This window comes from Paractinoplanes deccanensis, assembly GCF_016862115.1.
GTDB classification, from domain to species: Bacteria; Actinomycetota; Actinomycetes; order Mycobacteriales; family Micromonosporaceae; genus Actinoplanes; species Actinoplanes deccanensis.
On sequence record NZ_BOMI01000063.1, the window covers coordinates 89,363 to 104,937 of the forward strand.

General features: G+C 71.8%; 13 protein-coding genes. 4 read left to right on the forward strand and 9 right to left on the reverse strand.

The window, feature by feature from the left end:
- Nucleotides 1-7: 7 nt before the first annotated feature.
- The 7 genes from Ade02nite_RS16480 to Ade02nite_RS16510 all read right to left on the reverse strand — a co-directional run bounded on the left by Ade02nite_RS16480 (nt 8) and on the right by Ade02nite_RS16510 (nt 7,287).
- Nucleotides 8-787 (reverse strand): fumarylacetoacetate hydrolase family protein, encoded by a 780-nt coding sequence (locus Ade02nite_RS16480; RefSeq protein WP_203763302.1) that lies wholly within the window; start codon nt 785-787, stop codon nt 8-10.
- Nucleotides 787-2,229 (reverse strand): NAD-dependent succinate-semialdehyde dehydrogenase, encoded by a 1,443-nt coding sequence (locus tag Ade02nite_RS16485; protein ID WP_203763305.1) that lies wholly within the window; start codon nt 2,227-2,229, stop codon nt 787-789. The genes Ade02nite_RS16480 and Ade02nite_RS16485 overlap by 1 nt, the downstream gene beginning before the upstream one ends.
- Nucleotides 2,226-3,143 carry a VOC family protein gene (locus tag Ade02nite_RS16490; protein WP_203763308.1) on the reverse strand — a complete coding sequence of 306 codons (918 nt, stop codon included), beginning with the start codon at nt 3,141-3,143 and terminating at the stop codon, nt 2,226-2,228. The genes Ade02nite_RS16485 and Ade02nite_RS16490 overlap by 4 nt, the downstream gene beginning before the upstream one ends.
- 118 nt (nt 3,144-3,261) lie before the next feature.
- Nucleotides 3,262-4,182, reverse strand: coding sequence for a LysR family transcriptional regulator (locus Ade02nite_RS16495; protein ID WP_203763311.1), 921 nt, complete (start codon nt 4,180-4,182; stop codon nt 3,262-3,264).
- Nucleotides 4,183-4,251: 69 nt separating this feature from the next.
- Complete coding sequence (locus Ade02nite_RS16500; RefSeq protein ID WP_203763314.1) at nt 4,252-5,226, reverse strand: ABC transporter permease; 975 nt, start codon at nt 5,224-5,226, stop codon at nt 4,252-4,254.
- Nucleotides 5,223-6,719: a sugar ABC transporter ATP-binding protein gene (locus Ade02nite_RS16505; RefSeq protein ID WP_203763317.1), complete on the reverse strand. Its 1,497-nt coding sequence runs from the start codon at nt 6,717-6,719 to the stop codon at nt 5,223-5,225. The genes Ade02nite_RS16500 and Ade02nite_RS16505 overlap by 4 nt, the downstream gene beginning before the upstream one ends.
- On the reverse strand, nt 6,712-7,287 hold the full coding sequence (locus Ade02nite_RS16510) for a carboxymuconolactone decarboxylase family protein (RefSeq protein ID WP_203763320.1): 576 nt from the start codon (nt 7,285-7,287) through the stop codon (nt 6,712-6,714). Before Ade02nite_RS16510 ends, Ade02nite_RS16505 begins: the two co-directional genes overlap by 8 nt.
- Before the next feature lie 148 nt (nt 7,288-7,435).
- On the opposite strand from Ade02nite_RS16510, the gene Ade02nite_RS16515 reads away from it, so the two are divergent.
- The 4 genes from Ade02nite_RS16515 to Ade02nite_RS16530 all read left to right on the forward strand — a co-directional run bounded on the left by Ade02nite_RS16515 (nt 7,436) and on the right by Ade02nite_RS16530 (nt 11,893).
- Nucleotides 7,436-7,846 (forward strand): cupin domain-containing protein, encoded by a 411-nt coding sequence (locus Ade02nite_RS16515; protein ID WP_203763323.1) that lies wholly within the window; start codon nt 7,436-7,438, stop codon nt 7,844-7,846.
- Nucleotides 7,847-7,875: 29 nt separating this feature from the next.
- Nucleotides 7,876-8,712: a helix-turn-helix transcriptional regulator gene (locus Ade02nite_RS16520; protein ID WP_203763325.1), complete on the forward strand. Its 837-nt coding sequence runs from the start codon at nt 7,876-7,878 to the stop codon at nt 8,710-8,712.
- Nucleotides 8,713-8,792: 80 nt separating this feature from the next.
- Nucleotides 8,793-9,848: an iron-siderophore ABC transporter substrate-binding protein gene (locus Ade02nite_RS16525; protein ID WP_203763328.1), complete on the forward strand. Its 1,056-nt coding sequence runs from the start codon at nt 8,793-8,795 to the stop codon at nt 9,846-9,848.
- A complete protein-coding gene (locus Ade02nite_RS16530) occupies nt 9,845-11,893 on the forward strand; it encodes an iron ABC transporter permease (protein WP_203763331.1) in 2,049 nt (682 codons plus the stop codon). Before Ade02nite_RS16525 ends, Ade02nite_RS16530 begins: the two co-directional genes overlap by 4 nt.
- A gap of 417 nt (nt 11,894-12,310) precedes the next feature.
- Here the strand turns inward: Ade02nite_RS16530 and Ade02nite_RS16535 are convergent, their stop codons facing one another.
- Nucleotides 12,311-14,224 carry a PAS domain S-box protein gene (locus Ade02nite_RS16535; protein ID WP_239168806.1) on the reverse strand — a complete coding sequence of 638 codons (1,914 nt, stop codon included), beginning with the start codon at nt 14,222-14,224 and terminating at the stop codon, nt 12,311-12,313.
- A 7-nt stretch (nt 14,225-14,231) separates the two neighbouring features.
- Nucleotides 14,232-15,566: a lysine N(6)-hydroxylase/L-ornithine N(5)-oxygenase family protein gene (locus Ade02nite_RS16540; RefSeq protein WP_203763334.1), complete on the reverse strand. Its 1,335-nt coding sequence runs from the start codon at nt 15,564-15,566 to the stop codon at nt 14,232-14,234.
- Between the last annotated feature and the right edge of the window lie 9 nt (nt 15,567-15,575).

A 15,575-nucleotide genomic window follows, 5' to 3' on the forward strand; every position in this document is an offset into this window, starting at 1 on the left:
AAGCTCCTCACAGATCAAGAACTACAGGGTTGGACAGCACGCCGATGCCGCTGATCTCGATGTCGACGACATTGCCGGGTTCCAGCTGGACGGTGGAGTCGGCGCCCATCCAGAGGACGTCGCCGGGGTGCAGGGTGATGTACTTCGTGGTCTCGACGATGTAGTCGTACGGGTCGAAGATCATCGCGCCGGTGTCGAAGCTGGCGCGGACCTCGCCGTCGACGCGGACGGTGGTGGTCTGGGCGAGCGGGTCGACGTCGGTCTCGATCCAGGGGCCCATCGGTTTGAACGTGTCGCTGTTCTTGCCCCGCCAGAAGGTGCGGTCGGCGTTCTGCCATTCGCGGGCGCTGACGTCGTTGCCGATCGTCCAGCCGAAGACCGCCTCCTGGGCCTCCGCGCGGGAGGCGCGGCGCAGCGTGCGCCCGATGACGGCCACGACCTCCCCCTCGGCCTCGAAGCGGCCCGAGACGTCGGCCGGGCGCACGATCGGCGACCCGTGCCCGGTGAGCGCGTTGTTGGCGCGGTAGCCGATCTCGGGCCGCGCCGGCAGGGCGGCGGCCGGGTAGCCCATCCGCTCGGCGTGCTCGATGTGGCCGCGGTAGTTGAGCCCGACGGCGTAGAAGACGAGCGGGATCACCGGGGGCAGGAAGACCGCCTCACCGACCGGGACGACGGCGCCCGCCGGTCTGGCCCCGGACAGCGGCGAGCCGTCGAGGACGTGCACCACCTCGTCGTCCACCCGAGCCCAGTGAGGGCGGCCGCCGAGCTCGATCCGCGCGTACCTCATCAGTCCACCAGCAGGTGGCTGACGCGCTTGGTGACGAGGTAGCCCTCCAGCCCTTCCGGACCGCCCTCGCGGCCGAAGCCGCTGGATTTCACGCCACCCGACGGGGCCTCGTGCACCGACCCTCCACAGTGGTTGAGGGAGAGGATGCCCGCCTCGAAGCCCGCGATCAGTCTCTCGGCCGTCTTCGACGAGCGGGTGAATCCATAGGCGGCGAGGCCGTACGGCAGGGAGTTCGCGATCGCCAGAGCGTCGGCCAGGTCGGTGAAGCGCACGATCGGCGCGACGGGCCCGAACGGCTCCTCGTTCATGACAAGGGCATCGAGCGGTACGCCGGTGAGCACGGTCGGCGCGAAGAAGAAGCCCGGCCGGTCGATCCGCTCGCCGCCCCGCACGAGCGACGCCCCGCGGCTCACCGCGTCGGTCACCAGCTCCTCCATGGCCTTGAGCCGCCGTGGATTCGCCAGCGGCCCCATGGTGACGCCCTCGTCGAGCCCGTTGCCCACGACGAGCGCGTCGGTGGCCGCCACGAAGGAGGCGAGGAAGGCGTCGTAGACGCTGTCGTGCACCAGGAACCGGCTCGGCGACGTGCAGACCTGCCCGGCGTTCGCGAACTTGGCGGCGACCGCCTTGCGGGCGGCCTGCGCCGGGTCGGCGTCGGCGCAGACGATGACCGGCGCGTGCCCGCCCAGCTCCATCAGGCTGGGCTTCATCTCGGCGCCGGCCTTGCCGGCCAGCAGCTTGCCGACCGGGATCGAGCCGGTGAAGGCGATCAGCCGGATCGCGGGCGAGGCGATGAGGTGCTCCGAGACCTCGGCGGGATCCCCGAAGACCAGATTCAGGACGCCTTTCGGCACGCCCGCCTCGTCGAACGTCCGCACCAGCTCGCACGCGGTGCCCGGGGTCTCCTCGGACGCCTTGACGACGATCGAGCAGCCCGCCGACAGGGCCGCCGCGATCTTGCGCATGGGCGAGCCGCCCGGGAAGTTCCATGGCGTGAACGCGGCGACCGGGCCGATCGGCTCCTTCCGTACGGACAGCACCGTGTCGCCGGCGGAGGGGATGATCCGGCCGTACGCGCGGCGGGCGTCGTCGGCGTCCCAGCGCAACGTCCCGGCGATGCGGACGATCTCGCCGCGCGCCTCCGCGAAGGGCTTGCCCTGTTCCAGCGTCATGATGCGGGCGATGCGGTCGGCCTTGGCGGCGAGCCGGTCCGCGGCGTCGTGCAGGATCGCGGCCCGGCGGGCGATCGGCGTGGCCCGCCAGACGGCGAACCCGGCGACGGCGGCCTCGACGGCGCGGTCCAGGTCGGCGATCGTGGCGAGCGGAAGCTCCGCGAGGACCTTCTCGGTGGCGGGGTCGATCACGGGCACGGTCCGCCCGCCGGAGCCCCGCGTCCACTCGCCGTCGATGAACAGGCCGACGTGCGCGTACTGCTCGGTCAAGGCTTCTCTCCTTCGGTGCGCGAGCTGCGCAGGGTCCAGATGTGGTGCGGCGGCGCCGTCTCGTGCACCCGCGTGCCGTACGAGTCGTCGACGCGGTCCATGTCCGCGGCGAGCTCGACCCGGCCGCCGCACGGCGCGTGCACGAAGCGGAACACGTTCGAGCCGACGGTGTGCCGGCCGAGCTTGCGGGCCTCCTGCCAGCCCTGGCTGATCATGTAGTTGCCGCCCTCGATCACGTGGTCGAAGCCCGGCACCTCGAACGAGACGTGGTTGACGCTCGCCCGGTCCGGCCGGTGGCAGAGCAGGAAGTTGTGCTGGTCGGCGTCGCCCTCGACGCGCATGAAGACGCCCATCGGCTCGACCACGTCGGTGGGGATGAAGCCGAGCCGCTCGACGTAGAACGCGACCGCCTCCCGGCGGCCGGCCTTGGGGATGTTCAGCGCGACGTGGCACATGCGCAGCGGGCGGACCCGGCCGACGCTGCTGAGGCCCTGGTTCCAGCGGCTGACCCGGCCCATCGTGTTGGCCGCGCGCGGCGCCGGCGGCTCGTAGGCGGAGGGCGGGGCGACGACGAGCCCGACGCCGTAGCCGGTGAGGTCGCGCGCGTGCCAGACGCCGCGCGCGTCCCGGGTGACCTCCCGGTCCGCGCGGAGCCGGTCGAGCATGCCGGCCAGCTCCTGCTCGGTGTCGACCGCCCAGACCACCTCGCGCAGGGTGTTGCCCGGCTCCACCGCGGGCGGCAGACTCGGGTCGTCCGGCGCGCGCAGCTGGAGCGTCTGCCCGACCGGTGTCTCGAAGACGGCGTGGGTGTCGTCCCGCTCGGCCAGGGCGAGTCCCAGGTCGTCGAAGAAACGCACGCACGTCTCGAGGTCGTCCACGCCGTAGGCGACCGATTCGATGCGCTGGACTCCCATGCCGACACCTCTCTGTCAGAGCCTTTCTCGGCCCGCATTGAGCCTAGAAGTGGTCGTTCGCGGTGGGCAGGGCCGTTTCCGCAAGCCTTTGTTGCGCGATTCAGCGGCTGCGCCGCGCTCAGGCCACGGCGCGCTCGAAGACCGGGATCGGATTGTGCGCGAACCACTGCGTGAGGAAGCTCAGGAACACCTCCACCTTGCGCGGCACCTGCTGAGCCGGTCCGTAGATCGCGTATAGCGAGCGGCTGGGCACCGGCAGCTCCGGCAGCAGCTCCACGAGCGTGCCGTTCGTCAGGTCGTCGTACGCGGGCCGGCTGGGCAGCAGCGCGATGCCCCGCCCGTGCACCGCGGCCTTCTGGAGCGCGATGTACGAGTTCGACGAGAACGCGATGTTGCGGATCTTGTGCAGCGTGCTGTCGTGCCCGCGGCCGATGCGCCACACCGGGTCGTTCGAGTGCACCAGACAGTCGTGGTGCGCGAGATGGTTCGGGTCCTCCAGCAGGCCCTGCCGCTCGATGTAGCCCTTGCTGGCACAGAGCACGAACGGCAGGGACGCGATCTTCTTGAGGCGGACGCTGGAGTCGCGCAGGTCCCGGGTGTGGAACGCGATGTCGAAACCGCTGTCGAGGAAGTCGTACGTGCGATCGGACATGCCACCCAGCTCGAACCGCACCGCGATCTTGGGGTGGGCGACCGAGAAGGCGGCGATCGCGTCGCCGAGGTCGAGCATGCCGATCCACTTGGGGCAGATGATCGACAGCGGGCCCTCGGCGCGGTCGTGCAGCTCGGCGATGCGCGCGTCCTCGTCCTCGATCTCGTCGAGGATCCGGTTGGCGAACTCGCTGTACCGCAGGCCGGGCTCGGTGAGGCTGACCGAGCGGGCGGTCCGGTTGACCAGCCGCACCCCGAGCTGTTTCTCGAGGTCGGCCACGTGCCGCGAGATGAGCGAGCCGGAGGTGCCGAGCTGCTTGGCGGCGCCGCTGAAGCTGCCCACCTTGGCCACCGTCACGAAGCTGCGCATGACGAGGATGCGGTCCATCGGGCCTCCCTGCGGTAACCGAATTGAAACGATCTTGACATCTTCACCCCGCCGCGGGAAGACCCCCGGTCATGCCCGTCTGCGCTGCAAGGTATTGGCGATCGCGGCGATGAGCAGGACGGCGCCGACCGAGATGGTCTGGTAGTAGCTGGAGATCTGGAGCAGGTTGAGCACGTTCGCCACCAGCCCCAGCAGCAGGACGCCGAGCACGGTGCCGAAGACGGTGCCCTTGCCGCCGGCGAGCGAGGTGCCGCCGATGACCACGGCCGCGACGGCGGTCAGCTGGAGCTGAAGGCCGCCGGTGCCGGGGCTGGAGGCGCCGAGACGCGAGAGCAGCATGATGCCGGCCAGGCCCGCGAGCGCGCCCGCGAAGCCGTACAGGATGAGCTTGTCCCGGGCGACGTTGATGCCGCTGAGCCGGGCCACGTCCTCGTTGCCGCCGATCGCGAAGGCGTCCCGGCCGAACGTCGTGTACCGCATGATCAGCGCGATCACGAGCAGCACCAGGGCGGCCACGAACACCAGATTGGGCAGGCCGAGCGTCTTGCCGTTGCCGAGACCGGCGAGCTGGTCGTCGATCGAGACGCTGAGCCCGTTGATGATCAGCAGGGCGACGCCGTCGAGCAGGGTGGCGGTGGCGAGCGTGGCGACGAAGGGCGCCACCTTGGTGAACGTGACCACCACGCCGTTGACCAGGCCGATCGTGGTGGCGAGCGCGATCGAGGCGAGCAGGGTCAGCCAGGTGGACTGCCCGTGGGCGAACATCTGCGCGGCGACCGCTGTGGTCACGGCGACGTTGCCGCCGAGCGAGAAGTCCATGCCGCCGGCGGTCATCAGCAGGGTCAGCCCGGCCGCGATGACCGCGACCACGCTGACCTGCCGCAGCACGTTCAGCAGGTTGTTGGTGGAGAGGAAGGCGTCGGTCCGCACCGAGGCGAAGACGACGATCAGCACCAGCACCGCGAGAAGCCCGGCGTGGGCGATCGTCCGGCGGCGCTTCGTCACCGCGGTGACCGGTGCCGGGCCCACAACTGTTGTCGTCACGACAGTGCTCCTCCCAAGGCGACGGCGACGAGCTCGTCGTGCGTGATGCTGGCGATGTCGTACTCGGCGATCATGCGGCCGTCGCGGACGCAGACGACCCGGTCGGCCAGCCGCATCACCTCCTTGGCGTCCGAGGAGGCGAGCAGCACGGCCACCCCGTCGGCGGCGAGGCCGTCCACGAGCGCGTGGATGTCCGCCATGGCGGCGATGTCCACGCCGTTGGTCGGGTCCTCCAGCAGGCAGGCGACCGGCGCGGTGCCCAGCCACTTGGCGAGCAGCACCTTCTGCTGGTTGCCGCCGGAGAGCAGGCCGACCGGCGGGTTCGGGGCGAGCGTGACCACGCGGTAGTCGTGGCGCAGCGGCGCGGCCCGCCGGGACAGCAGGTCCCAGCGGTGCAGCTTCCTGCGGTCGAGGCGGTCCCGGGCGAGCAGCAGGTTCTCGTCGACCGTCAGCTCGGGGATCAGGCCGAGGCGGCGGCGGTCGCCGGTGACGCAGCGCAGCCCGCTGCCGAGCGAGCGCGAGACCCGGCCGAACGGCACCCGCCGCCCGTCGACCTCGAGCTCCCCCCGCTCCGGGCGGCGGCGGCCGCTCAGCAGGTCGAACAGGCGCGACTGGGCGTCGCCGGCCGGGCCCAGCACGGCCACCACCTCGCCCTTGCGGACCTCGACGGTGAAGTCCTCGACGAAGCGGCCCTCGGTCACGCCGGCGATCCTGAGGCCCGTGCCGCCCCTCCTGACCGGCTTGTCCGGCCGGGTGGAGACGACATCGCGGCCCACCATGGCCCGGACCAGGCCGGGCTCGTCGGTCTCCTTGGCCAGGCCGGCCCAGACCACGGCGCCGTCGCGCAGCACGGTGACCCGGTCGGCCAGCGCGAGCACCTCGCCGATGTGGTGCGAGATGAACACGACGGCGACGCCGCTGTCCCGCAGGTTCTTGACGAGCGTGTGGATCTGCGCGGCGGCCTCCGCGCCCAGGCAGGCGGTGGGCTCGTCGAGGATCAGCACCCGGCTGCCGCGGCGCACCTCGCGGGCCACCTCCACCATCGTCTGCTCGGCGACGGTCAGCGCGCCCGCCTCGACGTCCACGTCGATGTCGATGCCCAGCTCGCGCAGGGCCTGCCGGGCCGTCTCCCGCGCCGAGCGCCACCGCACGAGGCTGCCGCGCGCGGGCAGGTCGCCGAGCATGATGTTCTCGGCGACGGTCAGCGTCATGACGAGCTCGCGCCGCTGCGGCACGGTGGCGATGCCGAGCCTGCGGGCCCGCCGGGCGGTGAGCTGGCCCTGCACGCCACCGCCGATCTCCAGGTGCCCGGCGCCGGGGTTCTGCGCCCCCGAGAGGATCTTGACGAGCGTCGACTTGCCGGCGCCGTTCATGCCCATCAGGGCGTGGATCTCGCCCGGGTAGAGCTCGAGGCTCACGTCCCGCAGCGCCACCGCGCCGCCGAAGCTCTTGCCGATGCCGGCGACCCGGACGACCGGCTCCTCGTCACTCATGGCTCACCCGGGCATAGCCCCGGATGTCCGGAAAGGGCGGGGTGCGGTCCTTCTGGAGGTCGACCTCGAACGTGTTGAGCAGCATCCCGAGCATGGTGAAGTTGCCGAGCGCCCCGACCGCGTCGACCAGCCCCTGCGCGCCGAAGAAGCCCTTGGCCCGGTCGAACGTCTCCTGGCTGACGAAGTGGTTCTCCAGGATCTCCACGGCGAACCGGTGGAAGGCGGCGTCCTCGTCGCTCTCCCACTTCGGCTCGCGCCGCTCGGCGATGGCGGCGACCGCCTCGGCCGGGATGCCCGACTCGATGGCCTTGTCCACGTGGGCGTTCCAGGAATATTGGGCGTCCATGTGCCGGGCGGCGAGCAGCAGGGAGAGCTCCCGCAGCCGCAGCGGAAGGCTCGACTCGAACCGGCAGAAGGCGCCGAGCGCCTCCACCTTCTCGCACAGTTCCGGGCTGTTCAGCCACACCTGAAAAGGCCCTCGAACGGCGCCGCGCCGCCCGGCGATCCGGGCGGCGATCTCGCGCTGCCGTTCGGTCATCTCGTCGGCGTCTACGACGGGAAGTCTCATCCGCGACTAACCCCTTGCCTTGTGATCCCGCGCACTCGGGATGCGTGTTTCGCAAGAACGTAACAACGGACTGGTACGCCCTCACACGGCGCGCGATGCAACGTAAGGGTGCATCCGGCGACACGCCGGCCGGCCCTACCCTCGACCCATGACCGTGATCATCAAGTCGGCCGGCGTCAAGGTCCTCGACCGGGGCGGCGCCGTCGTCACCACGCCCCTGATCACCACCGCGTCGGCGGGCGGCGAGAACCGGATCACCAGCGGCATCAGCGTCTACCCGGTGGGCACGGGCGCCCCGATGCACTCGCACAATTGCGACGAGCACGTGACGGTGCTGGACGGCGAGGCCGAGGTGCTGGTGGACGGCACGGCGACCCGCCTGAGCCGGTACGACACCACGTACATCCCCTCGCCGATCCCCCACCTGTTCCGCAACGTGGGATCCGAACCGCTGCGAATCCTGTGGGTCTACACGGCGGGCGTCGTCACCCGCACGTTCACCGAAACGGGCATCACGGTGGAGCACCTGTCGCCACAGGACCGGATGGTCCGCGACTGAGCGGAGCCCGCGGCCGTACGCTCGTCGGCATGATTGCGCCTTCCCACCCCGACCTGAGCCTGGGCACCTGGCGGCGCGATCCGGGCACGGTGATCCGCCGGGCCGTGCCGGCGCCCGCGGGCGACCCGGCGCCGCTCGCCATCGTGGCCGAGTCGGAGACACCGGGGGTGGCGACGGAGTGGTCGCCGCACGCACATCCGCTGCACGAGCTGGTGTGGGTGCGCGGCGGGATCCTCACCTCCCGCATCGGCAGCCAGATCTTCACCGTGCCGGCCGGGTACGGCCTGTGGCTGCCCGCCGGCGTGGTCCACGGAGGGCGGCTGACGGCGGGCGCCGAGTTGCACGACGCCTTCTTCGCGCCGGAGCGCACACCGGTCGAGTTCGCCGCGGCGACGTCGATCGTGATGACTCCCCTGCTGGAGTCGTTGTTGCTGCGCCTCGCGCGCAAGGATCTCGACGACGGCGCCCGGGCGCGCACCGAGGCCGTGGTGTTCGACGTGCTCGAGCCGTCGGACCGGCAGTTCGCGCTGGAGCTGCCCGGCGATCCCCGGATCGACCCGATCGCCCGGGCGCTGCTCGCCGACCCCTCCGACGACCGGGGCCTGCGGGAGTGGGCCGGCGTCCTGCGGGTGAGCGAGCGGACGATCACCCGGGCGTTCCGCGAGGCGACCGGGCTGTCGTTCGCGCAGTGGCGGCAGGCGCTGCGCGCGCACGAGGCGCTGGCGCTGCTGGCCGAGGGCGCCGAGGTTCGTGAGGTGTCCGAGCGGCTCGGCTACTCGCAGCCCAGCACGTTCATCGCCGCCTTCCGCCGGGTCATGAGGGTGACGCCCGGTCAGATGTCCGGAATCCCGTATCGCGTGTCCTGAGTGCGGGATTGCTGACAATTTGATCATCACCTAGCCTCCGTAAGGCAAGGCAACCCTTACTAGAGACCCGGGCCCCGCACATGATCCTCTTGAACCGCCTCGCGGCCGCCGCGACGCTCGCCGCCGTCGCCGTGACGGCCGCCGCCTGCGGCACCACGAAGGTCGACGAGCCCGCCGCCGGCTCGTCCGCCCCGGCGTCGCAGACCTGCGCCGACGACACGACGAAGACCTCGACCGGCCCGGTGTCGATGACCGACGGCGTCGGCCGCAAGGTGGAGCTGGCCAAGCCCGCGCAGCGGGTCGCGGTGCTGGAATGGCAGCAGACCGAGGACCTGCTCACGCTCTGCCTCACCCCGGTCGCGGTCGCCGACCCCAAGGGATACGGCACGTACGTGAAGGCGGAGACGCTGCCCGCGGGCGTCGTCGACGCCGGACAGCGCGGCGAGCCGGACCTCGACGCGCTGTACGCGACGAAGCCCGATCTCATCGTCGTGGAGGCGTTCAAGGCCAACGACGAGATCATCACCAAGCTCGAGAAGCGCGGCGTCCCCGTGCTGGCCACGGTCGGCGCCGACGCCGCCGGCCAGATCGACAACATGAAGAAGGTCTTCTCGATGATCGGTACGGCCACCGGCCGCACCGAGCGCGCCGACCTGGTGCTCAAGCAGTTCGACGAGCACCTCGCCGCCGCCAAGCAGAAGGTCGCGGCCGCCGGTGTGAAGGCGACGGACTTCCTGTTCTTCGACGGCTGGATCGAGGGCAGCAACGTCGTCATCCGCCCGTACGGCAAGGGCGCCCTCTTCACCGAGCTCGGCGAGCAGCTCGGCATGACACCGGCCTGGACCGACAAGATCAACGCGGCGTACGGCAGCGGGGGCGTCGACCCCGCGTACGGCCTCGCCCAGACCGACATCGAGGGACTCACCGCCGTCGGCGGAGCGACCCTGTTCTACTCCGACGACGAGACCCCGGACAGCTACGTCAAGGAGCTGCGCAAGAGCCCGATCTGGACCGCCCTGCCGGCCGTCAAGGAGGGACGCGCGTACGCCTTCCCCGCGGGCGTGTGGGGAGCCGGCGGGCCGCTGTCGAACGAGCAGGCGATCGACGCGTACGTCAAGATCCTGACGAAGGAGTGAGGCGCCGCGCCGCGAGCGGGTCGGTGGTCCTGGCCGTCCTGCTCGTCGCCGTCGTGGTCGTGGGGCTGTGGCACATCACCCAGGGCACCTCGGGGGTCGGGTTCGCCGGCCTGGTGCGCTCCCTCCTCGGTGCGCGCGCGGACGTCGGCGGCGTCCCGGTCACCGACGTGCTCACCGGCTCGCGCCTGCCGCGCGTGCTCGCCGGCATCGCGGTCGGCGTGGCGCTCGGCTCGGCCGGGGCGCTGCTCCAGTCGGTCACCCGCAACCCGCTCGCCGCCCCCGACACCCTCGCCGTCACCGCCGGGTCGTACTTCGCGCTGTGCGTGGTCGCCGCGTTCGGTCTCGCGGTGCCGCTGTGGGCGTCGAGCGCCGTGGCGTTCGGCGGCGGCCTGCTCGCCGCGGCGGTGGTGCTCGGCCTGGTCGGCAGCGCGTCCGGCCTCGGATCCACCCGGCTCGTCCTGGCCGGCTCGGCGGTCGCGATGGCGCTCGACGCGGCGACCGCGACGCTGCTGATCCTCTTCCAGGAGAGCACCACCGGCCTGTACGCCTGGGGCAGCGGCTCCCTCGCCCAGCTCAACCTCGACGCCGCCGAACGGGCCGCACCGGTCATCGTCGCCGGGTTCGCCGCCGCCCTGCTGCTGTCGCACCGGCTCGACGTGCTCGGCCTCGGCGACGACGCGGCCACCTCGCTGGGCGTGCCCGTGCGCTCGACCCGGGTCGTCGCGGTGCTCTGCGCCGTGCTGCTGACCAGCATCGCGGTGACGCTGTCCGGCCCGCTCGCCTTCGTCGGCCTCGCCGCGCCGGTCGCCGTGCGGCTGGCCGCCGGCCGGTTCCGCGCGCTGAGCCGGCACGCCTTCCTGATCCCGGCCTGCGGGCTGGCCGGGGCGCTCCTCGTGCTGCTGGCGGACGCCGTGCTCCGGGCCGTCCTCGGCGCCCAGGCGGCGGCCTCGATCCCCACCGGCATCCCGACCTCGCTGCTCGGCGCGGTGGTCATCGTCGCCCTCGCGCTTCGGCTGCGCGACGCGGGCCCCACGCGCGAGGCGCCGCGGGCGCACGTCGCCCTCCGCTCCCGCCGGCGCTTCGTGACGGTCGTGGTGGCCGCCGCGGTGCTGCTGGCCGCCGCGGCGCTGACCGGCCTGCTCGCCGGCAGCCTGTGGCTGCGCACCGGCGACCTCGTGCTCTGGCTCCGGGGCGACGCTCCCGGCCTGATCGGCCTCGCGCTCGACGACCGGGCGCCCCGCGTCGCCGCGGCCGTCGTCGCCGGCGCCGCCCTCGCCCTGGCCGGATCCGTCGTGCAGGGCACCGTGCGCAACCCGCTGGCCGAGCCCGGCGTGCTCGGCATCACCGCGGGCGCCGGCCTCGGCGCGGTCATCGTGGTCACCTCGACCGCGGGCGGCCGCACGGCGCTCGTCGTCACGGCCGTCGCGGTGGGCCTCGCCACCTTCGCGCTCATCGCCGTGCTGGCCTGGCGCGGCGGCCTGCGGCCCGGCCGTTTCCTGCTCGTCGGCATCGGCTGCGGCTACGCGCTGAGCGACGTCAGCACCTTCCTGCTGCTGCGCGCCGACCCGTGGGACACGCCGCGCATCCTCACCTGGCTCTCCGGCACCACCTACGGCCGCTCCTTCGCCGACGTGCTGCCGGTCGCGCTGGTCCTGCTCCTGGCCACGCCCGCGGTGCTGAGCATGCGCCGCGAGCTCGACCTGCTGGCGATCGACGACGACACCCCGCGCATCCTCGGCGTCCGCCGCGAGGGCACAAGACTGCTCCTGCTGACCATCGCCGCGATCACCGCGGCGACGAGCGTGATCGCGATCGGCGTGGTCGGCTTCGTCGGCCTGGTGGCCCCCCACCTCGCCCGCACCCTGGCCGGCGCCCGGCACGGCCGCGTCATCCCGGTCGCCATGCTGCTCGGCGCCCTGCTCGTCTCGATCGCCGACACCCTCGGCCGCACGCTCATCGCCCCGTCCCAGATCCCGGCCGGCCTGATGATGGCCCTCGTCGGCGCCCCGTACTTCGTCTGGCTGCTCCGCCGCTCCCGCACCTGACGGGCAACGCGGCGTTCCGATGCGAGACAGCGCGGTCACCCGATCCGGTGTCGACGCCCCCATGGCCGCATCGAGAAGGGCTCCGACGCGTAGAGAGGTGCGCATTCACCGTCCGCAACAAGGTTGAGGAGCAGACGACCACAATGAAGCTCGTCGAAGGCCCCGGTACGGATCCGGAGGATGCTCCGCACCTGTTCCTTTACTCCTTCGAACAGCACGTGTTTCCGCCGCGGCCGACGTCTTTCCGTGACGAGATGCGCTGGACGACGTCGTCTTGATCGGGCTGGCACCAACTGGCAGAACGCGGAATTGACGACCTCACCGCCATCACCTGCATGGCGGGCAGTGATGACACGCTCGCCCGGCGATGGGCCGCCGTCCAGCTGCGAGGTCACCGGTAGCTGTATCGGGACTCCGTCAGGACGTTATCCGGGTGGCGGCCAGCGCCTCGTGGAGCTTGTGCAGGAGGTCGTCGGCGGTGAAGGGCTTCTCGACGAACGGGATGCCCGGGTCGAGCACGCGCGTCGAGCCGAGCAGGCCGTTGCTGTAGCCGGACATGTAGACGACGGGCAGGTCGGGGCGCTGCTCGTGGAGCAGCTCGGCCAGCTGCGGACCGGACATCTCGGGCATGATGACGTCGGTCAGCAGGGCGTCGCACGGGTGCTCGGCGAAGAGCTCGAGGGCGTGCGGGGCGCTCTCCGTCGCCACGACGTGGTATCCGGCCTTGGCCAGGATGCGGGTGACCACGCGGGCCAGGTCGGCCTCGTCCTCGACGACCAGGATGGTGCGGCCGTCGCCGTCGGGTGGGGCGGCCGGGCGCGCCGGGACCGGGGCGGCGCCGGCCACCTCGGCCAGGGGCAGGTAGATGCGGAAGGTGGTGCCCACGCCCGGCTCGGAGTAGACGTTCACCGCGCCGCCGGCCTCGGCGATGATGCCGTAGACCGTCGAGAGGCCCAGGCCGGTGCCGCGGCCCCGGGGCTTGGTGGTGAAGAACGGCTCGAAGATGCGCTTCGCCACGGACGGCGGCATGCCCTCGCCGGTGTCGCTGACCTGGAGGCGGGCGTACGCGCCAGCGGGCAGCGGTGGTTGCAGGCTCACCTCGTCGCCGTCCAGGTGGACGGTGCCGGCCTCGAGGACCAGGGAGCCGCCGTCCGGCATCGCGTCGCGGGCGTTGATCGCCAGGTTGAGCAGCACCTGCTGGAGCTGGCCGGGGTCGGCATGGACGATGAGCGGGGCCGGCGCGGGCCGGGCGACCAGCGCGATGTGCTCGCCGATCGTGCGTTCCAGCATGGCGCGCACCTCGGCGATCGCGGCGTTCAGGTCGACGTCCTGCGGCTGCACCGTGTCACCGCGGGTGAAGGTGAGCAGTTGCCTCGTGAGGCTCATGGCCCGGTCGGCGGCCGTGCGCACGTGGGTGAGGTCGTCGCGGACGCCGGGGTTGCTCGCGCTCTCCTCGATGGCGAAGTCGGTGTAGTTCACGATGATCGCCAGGATGTTGTTGAAGTCGTGCGCGATGCCGCCGGCGAGCTTGCCGAGGCTTTCCATGCGCTGCGCCTGGTGGGTGCGTTCGGTGAGCGCGCGTTCGCGTTCGGCCGCCGCCCGGGCGCCGCTGATGTCGCGGGCCACCACCGAGACGCCGGTGATGGTGCCGACCGCGTCGCGGATCGCGGCGACGTTGAGCGAGACCTCCAGCGTGGAGCCGTCCTTGTGGCGGCGCTTGGCCTCGTAGTAGACGCCGCGTTCGCCGTCGCGGATGCGCTGGAGGATGTCGCGTTGCTGCCCGGCGCCGGTCTCGTCGGCGAACATCGCGGCGTTCTTGCCGAGCACCTCGTCGGCGGTGTAGCCGAAGAGGCGTTCGGCACCGCCGTTCCAGGCGGTGACCCGGCCGTCGAGGGTGACGCCGATGATCGCGTCGTCGGTGTGCTCGACGACCGCGGCGAGGGTGGCCCGGGCGGCGTCGGCCTCGGCCTGCCGGTGGCGATCGCCCGGCGACATGTAGATGGCGCCGCGGCCGAGCAGCACCCGGTAGCCGCGGCGCAGGGTCCAGTAGTAGACGCCGACCCCGGCGGTGAACGTGTCCCACAGGGCGAGCGTCCACGCCCAGCCGTCCGCGTCCAGGTGGCCCGCGTGGTCGACGACCGCCCGGTACGACGTCCACGCGTGCAGCCCGTGCCCGATCGCGCAGCTGAAGAAGATGAGGGCCGTCGCCAGCGCGAGCTGGTTGGTGCGCAGCTGCCCCTCGCGTACCAGGGGCACCACGATGGCCACCATGATCGCCGCGTAAGCGACCATGATGACCAGGTTCGCCAGCAGGTACAGCTGCTCCGGCACGTCCGTCCTATCGGCTGCCCCCTGCCGAAGTTGAGCCGATCATCGCGAGGTCCCGGGGGCCGGGCGGCGGCACCGGGCGGCGGTCGGCGAGGCCCGCGGCGATGGCGTCGACGATCTCGCCGGAGCGGACGGCCACGGCGGAGAGCAGGGTGGCCGTGATGCCGTGTGCGTGCTCGGTGCCGCCCTGGAGGTAGAGGCCGGCGCGCATCTGCGGGTCGGTGACCAGCCGGTAGTCGCGGGCGGCGCGCAGCAGGTTCTCCTCGTCGCGCAGGCAGTGCTTGCCGGCGGTGCCGAGCAGGCGGGTGACGTCCACGGGCCGGTATCCGGTCGCGTACACGATGGCGTCGGCGTTCAGCGTGGTGCGCTCGCCGGTGGGCAGGTCCTCGATCTCGGCGACCACGCCGTCGGCTGCCGGGGTCAGGCCGGCGATGCGGGAGGCGCGCATCATCCGCAGCCGGGGACGGCCCAGCACCTTCTCCCGGTACGAGCGGCGGTAGAGCTCCTCGATGAGCTCGCCGTCGACCACCGAGTAGTTCGTGTTGCGGTGGTAGTCGAACAGCATGCGTTTCACGTCGGCCGGGGCGTCGTAGTAGAGGTCCACGGCCTCGGGGTCGAAGATCTGGTTGGCGAAGTTGCTGTCGTCGGCGGGGCTGTAGCCGTACCGGAAGAAGACCGAGCAGACCTCGGCGGCCGGATAGCGGGAGTGCAGGAACGCAACCGACTCGGCGGCGCTCTGGCCGGCGCCGACGACGATGAAGCGGCTCGGCTCCGGCACGTCGAACGAGGCGACGCGGTGCAGCAGGTCGAGGTTGTGCCACACGCGCGGGCCGGGGGTGACGCCGGCCGGCAGGCTCGACTCGAGGCCGACGGCCACGGCGACGTTGCGCGCGCGGAAGGTGCCGGAGGTGCTGACGACGTCGACCGCCCACACCTCGTCGTTCTCGTCGTGGACGGGGACGACGTCGGTGACCGTGTGCCCGTACCGCACGAGGTGGCTCATCCGGCGGGCGGCCCACACGAAGTAGTCGTGGAACTCGACGCGCAGGGGGTACATCGACTTGAAGTTGATGAACTCGGCGAGGCGGCCGTGCGCGTGCAGGTAGGACACGAAGCTGAAGTCGCTCGCCGGGTTGCGCATGGTGACGAGGTCCTTGAGGAACGACACCTGCATGGTGGCGTCCTCGAACAGCATCCCGCGGTGCCAGCCGAAGTCGTCCTGCTTCTCCAGGAACAGCGCCGAGAGGCCGGCGTCGCTCTCCTCGACGGCGATGGCCAGCGCCAGGTTCGACGGCCCGAAGCCGATGCCGATCAGGTCGTATACCGGCTCTTCGGATACAGACATGGGCTGCCT

Coding starts and splice junctions, on each gene's coding strand:
- Ade02nite_RS16480 (WP_203763302.1), bottom strand. CDS start 787: ATGAGGTACGCGCGGATCGAGCTCGGCGGCCGCCCTCACTGGGCTCGG.
- Ade02nite_RS16490 (WP_203763308.1), bottom strand. CDS start 3,143: ATGGGAGTCCAGCGCATCGAATCGGTCGCCTACGGCGTGGACGACCTC.
- Ade02nite_RS16495 (WP_203763311.1), bottom strand. CDS start 4,182: ATGGACCGCATCCTCGTCATGCGCAGCTTCGTGACGGTGGCCAAGGTG.
- Ade02nite_RS16505 (WP_203763317.1), bottom strand. CDS start 6,719: ATGAGTGACGAGGAGCCGGTCGTCCGGGTCGCCGGCATCGGCAAGAGC.
- Ade02nite_RS16510 (WP_203763320.1), bottom strand. CDS start 7,287: ATGAGACTTCCCGTCGTAGACGCCGACGAGATGACCGAACGGCAGCGC.
- Ade02nite_RS16515 (WP_203763323.1), top strand. CDS start 7,436: ATGACCGTGATCATCAAGTCGGCCGGCGTCAAGGTCCTCGACCGGGGC.
- Ade02nite_RS16520 (WP_203763325.1), top strand. CDS start 7,876: ATGATTGCGCCTTCCCACCCCGACCTGAGCCTGGGCACCTGGCGGCGC.
- Ade02nite_RS16525 (WP_203763328.1), top strand. CDS start 8,793: ATGATCCTCTTGAACCGCCTCGCGGCCGCCGCGACGCTCGCCGCCGTC.
- Ade02nite_RS16540 (WP_203763334.1), bottom strand. CDS start 15,566: ATGTCTGTATCCGAAGAGCCGGTATACGACCTGATCGGCATCGGCTTC.